The sequence below is a fragment of the Micromonospora sp. NPDC048843 genome (genome assembly GCF_040649965.1).
Lineage (GTDB): Bacteria > Actinomycetota > Actinomycetes > Mycobacteriales > Micromonosporaceae > Micromonospora > Micromonospora hortensis.
In genome coordinates this window covers 1-4,104 of the sequence record NZ_JBEZGJ010000317.1, presented here as the reverse complement: position 1 = coordinate 4,104, position 4,104 = coordinate 1, and the positions used below count along the sequence as shown (strand labels likewise).

5 protein-coding genes and 1 pseudogene are annotated in these 4,104 nt (G+C 69.3%); 1 reads left to right on the top strand and 5 read right to left on the bottom strand.

The window, feature by feature from the left end; all coding sequences use genetic code 11:
- Positions 1–97: 97 nt before the first annotated feature.
- Entirely contained in the window at positions 98–745 is a 648-nt protein-coding gene (locus AB0C20_RS35405; protein ID WP_357188079.1) for a helix-turn-helix domain-containing protein, read from the bottom strand.
- 50 nt (positions 746–795) lie between these two features.
- Here AB0C20_RS35405 and AB0C20_RS35400 point away from each other — a divergent pair, with 50 nt between their 5' ends.
- Positions 796–1,725: an NADP-dependent oxidoreductase gene (locus AB0C20_RS35400; protein WP_357188081.1), complete on the top strand. Its 930-nt coding sequence runs from the start codon at positions 796–798 to the stop codon at positions 1,723–1,725.
- Between the two features lie 100 nt (positions 1,726–1,825).
- On the opposite strand, the gene AB0C20_RS35395 is transcribed toward AB0C20_RS35400, so the two are convergent.
- The 4 genes and pseudogenes from AB0C20_RS35395 to AB0C20_RS35380 form a co-directional block, all read right to left on the bottom strand.
- Entirely contained in the window at positions 1,826–2,392 is a 567-nt protein-coding gene (locus AB0C20_RS35395; RefSeq protein WP_357188083.1) for a dienelactone hydrolase family protein, read from the bottom strand.
- 145 nt (positions 2,393–2,537) lie between these two features.
- A complete protein-coding gene (locus tag AB0C20_RS35390; protein ID WP_357188085.1) occupies positions 2,538–3,128 on the bottom strand; it encodes a kinase in 591 nt (196 codons plus the stop codon).
- Between the two features lie 15 nt (positions 3,129–3,143).
- The gene (locus AB0C20_RS35385; protein ID WP_357569645.1) at positions 3,144–3,806 is read right to left on the bottom strand and encodes a pentapeptide repeat-containing protein; all 663 of its coding nucleotides are present in this window, start codon (positions 3,804–3,806) and stop codon (positions 3,144–3,146) included.
- Positions 3,807–3,886: 80 nt separating this feature from the next.
- A pseudogene (locus AB0C20_RS35380) lies at positions 3,887–4,104 on the bottom strand (hypothetical protein); the annotation flags it as partial.

Here is a 4,104-nt window from a genome sequence, read left to right as displayed (position 1 = left end):
TCTTAGAGTGACCACCCTCTATACCGGAGCTCCGCTGCTTTACGCCTCAGACACGCCTTGACGATCCGCCCAACCGCTTAACTGAACGGCGTTGGTACTAGCCCACCTGGCTGCCTCTGGATACCGACGCCGGGGGCGCCAACCGCGCCACGGGCGGGAGCGGCGAGACATCCGGGGAGGCTCGGAGGGCCGCGATGGCGAGCGCGGCGAAGCGCCGGGAGGCGCTGACCTGAGCAGTCGGCGAGGTCACGCGGATACCGCTGTTGGCCATCAGCACGAGGATGACGTCGTCCAGGACGAAGTCGGGGCGAAGTCGACCCGCTTCCTTGGCGCGGCGAGCAAGTTCGTCGATCGCTCTGAGCGCGTATTCGCGGCGCGCCTCGAAATCAACTGCATGGGGAAAGGTCGACATGAGAGCTGCGGTAAAGCCTCGGTCGCGTGCGTGCAGTTCACACATTTTCTCGATCACGAGACAGAAACCGTGCCACGGATCCGGATCGGCAAGGCCCTCGTCGACAACGCCGCGACACGCGTACATCTGTTCTGCGAATGCCTCGGTGACCAGCATCTCCTTGGTCGGGAACCGGCGGTACAGGGTGGCGGGTGCAACCCCGGCGCGCCGGGCAACCTCCCTCATCGGCACGTCCAGGCCGTCAACGGCGAAGACCGCGCGGGCGGCCTCGAGGATGCGCTCGCGGTTGTCCAGGGCGTCGGAGCGAAGAGCGTGAGGCAAACGATCGGTCACCACTCTCACTTTAGCGAGGCGGACAGCGGCGTGCGTTAGCGTCCGGATGCATGAGGGCTTTGCAATTTTCGAAGTACGGTCCCGCGAGTGTCCTTGAGGTATCGGAGAAACCGGAACCCCACGCCGGACCCGGCCAGATACGGGTGGCGGTTCGGGCGTCGGGTGTCAATCCGGCCGACACGTACGTTCGCGCCGGTCGATTCCAGGAGTGGATTCCGCTCCGCCTGCCGCACGTGCCCGGTGTCGACGCTGCCGGCGTGGTGGATGAGATCGGTGACGGGGTGACCACAGCTCGGGTAGGCGATGAGGTTTTCGGGATCACGGACTACGCCCAGATGGGCGGAGCGAACGCCGAATACGCCGTTCTGGCCGCGTGGGCACGGAAGCCGACCACCCTGACCTGGGAGCAGGCCGGGGGCGCGGCGGGCAACATCGAGACGGCCACCCGGGTGCTCGACCGGTTGGGCGTCAAGGACGGCACCACGCTGTTGATCGAGGGCGCGGCCGGCGGGGTCGGTACGACCGCGATCCAGCTCGCTGTCGCTCGCGGGGCGGCCGTCATCGGCACGGCCAGCGACCGCAACCATGAGTTCGTCGCCTCGCTCGGGGCGATCCCGACCACCTACGGCCCCAGGCTGGCCGAGCGTGTCCACACACTGGTGCCCGGCGGGGTGGATGTCGTACTCGACTGTGCCGGCTCTGGCTCCATGCCAGACCTGGTCGGCCTGGTCGCGAGCCCGGACAGGGTGGTGAGCATCGCCGACATCAACGCCGCGGCCTACGGCGTGCACCTGTCGCGCGGCTCTGGCCCCGGCGCGGACACACCGGCTCTCGAAGGAATCGCCGCCGCCAGCGAACTCGCCGAGCGGAGTCGTTTCACAGTGCCGGTCGCGGCCGTGTTCTCTCTGGAAGAGGCGGCCGCCGCCCACGAGTTGAGTGAGTCCCACCATGCGCGAGGCAAGATCGTGCTGAAGCCGTAGGTGCCCCACCCAACATCTGTCCACCTGACCCGAGCACGCGCGGCCGACCATCCGGTGTGGTGGGCGAGCGCCACGCAGGCGCGGTCCGTGGGACGGGTGCTCAGCGGGCGGCCAGGAAGGCCAGCACGCGTGGCCAGGCCGCCGCTGTGGCGTTCGGCGAGTACTCGGCCAGTTCCGGGTCGCTGAACAGATGGCCCACGCCCGGATAGCGGAAGACCGTCAGGTCGGCACCGGCGTCGGTCAGCGCCTGCTGCCACTCGTCGACCTCGTCCGGCGCGTCGTACGGGTCCGGGTCGGCGAGGTGCAGCTGCACCGGCAACCCGGGTCGGACCGCGTCCGGGGCGCCACCGGTGCCGTGCAGCAACAGCAGACCGGCGGCGTCGGGGCGCTCGGCCAGCAGCGCGCCAGCCACCCCGGCGCCCATCGAGAAGCCGGCGAGCACCGTCTCCGGTGGCAGGTCACGCAGCGCGGCCCGGGCCCGGTCCAGAACCACCTCGTGGCCGATCTTGTCGAGCAGCGCGAAGCCCTCCTCGACGGTGTCGGTGGCCGGGACGCCGTACAGGTCGGGGGCGCTGACCTGGTGCCCGGCGGCGCGCAACCGGTCGGCGGCGGCGCGCACGGCGGGCCGCAGCCCGTACACGGAGTGGAACAGCACGACGTGTCGCATCCGGTCATCCTGCCGCAGCCGATCGGCCGTCCGGTGTGGCCACGCGGGGTGGGACCATGATCATGGTCGAGTCATCGGGTCCGACCGGGTTGCGTGAGTCCGACTGTTTGCGGCTATGGCCGATTCAGTCGAGTCAGCGTCCCAGTCAGTAGGCGGCTGAGCTGCTCGACGGGGACAGAACGCTCGGAGGCAGGTCGTCATCGCGTCCGTTCTGGGGTAGCCCAGCCGAAGCGGCGATGGCGTTGACGGCCTCGTTCAGTCCGGTGGTCTCGGGTAGGACGAGTTCGTCGGGCCAGTCCAGGACGTCATGGGCGGCGTACCAGCCGCTCATGACCTCGGCGGTGAACTCACCGGCCTGCGGGCGGGTGAGGTGCCGGCGCAGGGTCTCGGCCAGGGACACGTCGAGGTAGCAGAACAGGGACCGCCCTCGGTGGCTCTCCCGCAGGGCGGTCAGCATGCCCCGATAGCGGCTGGTGTGCATGATGCCCTCCAGCACGACGTGATAGCCGTGGTCCAGCGCGAACCGGACGGTCTGCCCGATCAACGCCGGTGCCGCACCGCCGGGATTGTCCCGCTCGCGCAGCAGGATGCGGCGCAGGTAGTCCTGCTCGACCAGGGCGCAGCCTCGGCCGTGCCGGCGTCGTAGCTCGCGGGCGATGCTGCTCTTGCCGGAGCCGGAGTTGCCCCGGACGCAGACGAGAACCGTGTCCGAGCTGCCAGTGGGTTCAGCGAGCACGACGCCTCCTCGGCTTCAGTCGTTGCGCACGGTGAGGTCGAGGGCGGCGACGATCAGCCGGGTGAGGTCAGGAAGTTGGTCCTCGCCGAGGGTGACGCCGCGCAGGTTGTCCAGCGGCGTCTTGAGTCCCTGGAGCCGGCTACCCCGCAGGTCGACGCCGTCGAGGTGGCAGGAGACCAATTCCAGTCCGGCGAGGTCACATGACCGCATCGCGACCTGCGGTAGTCGGCAGGAGGACCACGCGCCGTCGGTGAAAGTGCAGTCGGTGAAAGCGACCGAGCCGGCGACGGCGACGCGTTGGAGGGTGGCGTAGTCGAAGCGGCAGCCGTCGAACAGGACGTCCTTGAGGCGTACGTCGGTGAGTCTTGTGCCGGTGAACCGGGAACCGGTGATGGCGCAGCGTTCGATGGTGATGCCGGTCAGGGTCGCGCCGGAGAAGTCGGTGCGGGTGATCTCGCAGCCGTAGAGGCTGCCGGCCTCCCAGGTGCTCTCGCTCACGTCCACGCCGGTGATCAGACTGCTGCGGATGCGGGCATCATCCAGGTGCGAGCCTTGCCACGCCGCGCCCTCGACCAGGGCCTCGGTGAGGCCGCCGTCAAGGTCCGACGTGGTGTCGAGGTCGTCCGGTTCGAGGTCCGGTAGCAGAATCTTCACGTCGCCGATCGTGGTGGTGCGCATGTGTCCTCAACCTGTGTGGGCGCGGGGCGGGCACGCCATCCCTGCGATCCGTCGTCAGGACGTGACCCGCCGATCAAAAGTCAGACCAGCGCCGCCAGCCGCGCGACCAGGTCGGTCGGTGCCGGCATCGCGGCGATCTCGCGGCTGACCTGCACGGCAGCGGTCCGCAGGCGTTCGTCGGTGAGCAGCTGGGTCAGTGCCCGCGCGGTCGCCGCCAGCGGGACGGTTCCCGGCGTGGTGTACACCGCGCCGGCGGTCGGGCTGAGCCAGGTGACGATCGCCGGGTAGTCAGCGACCG

Excerpts from the sequence above, each read along its gene's own strand:
- AB0C20_RS35385 (WP_357569645.1), bottom strand. The coding sequence starts at position 3,806 with ATGCGCACCACCACGATCGGCGACGTGAAGATTCTGCTACCGGACCTC.
- AB0C20_RS35400 (WP_357188081.1), top strand. The coding sequence starts at position 796 with ATGAGGGCTTTGCAATTTTCGAAGTACGGTCCCGCGAGTGTCCTTGAG.
- AB0C20_RS35395 (WP_357188083.1), bottom strand. The coding sequence starts at position 2,392 with ATGCGACACGTCGTGCTGTTCCACTCCGTGTACGGGCTGCGGCCCGCC.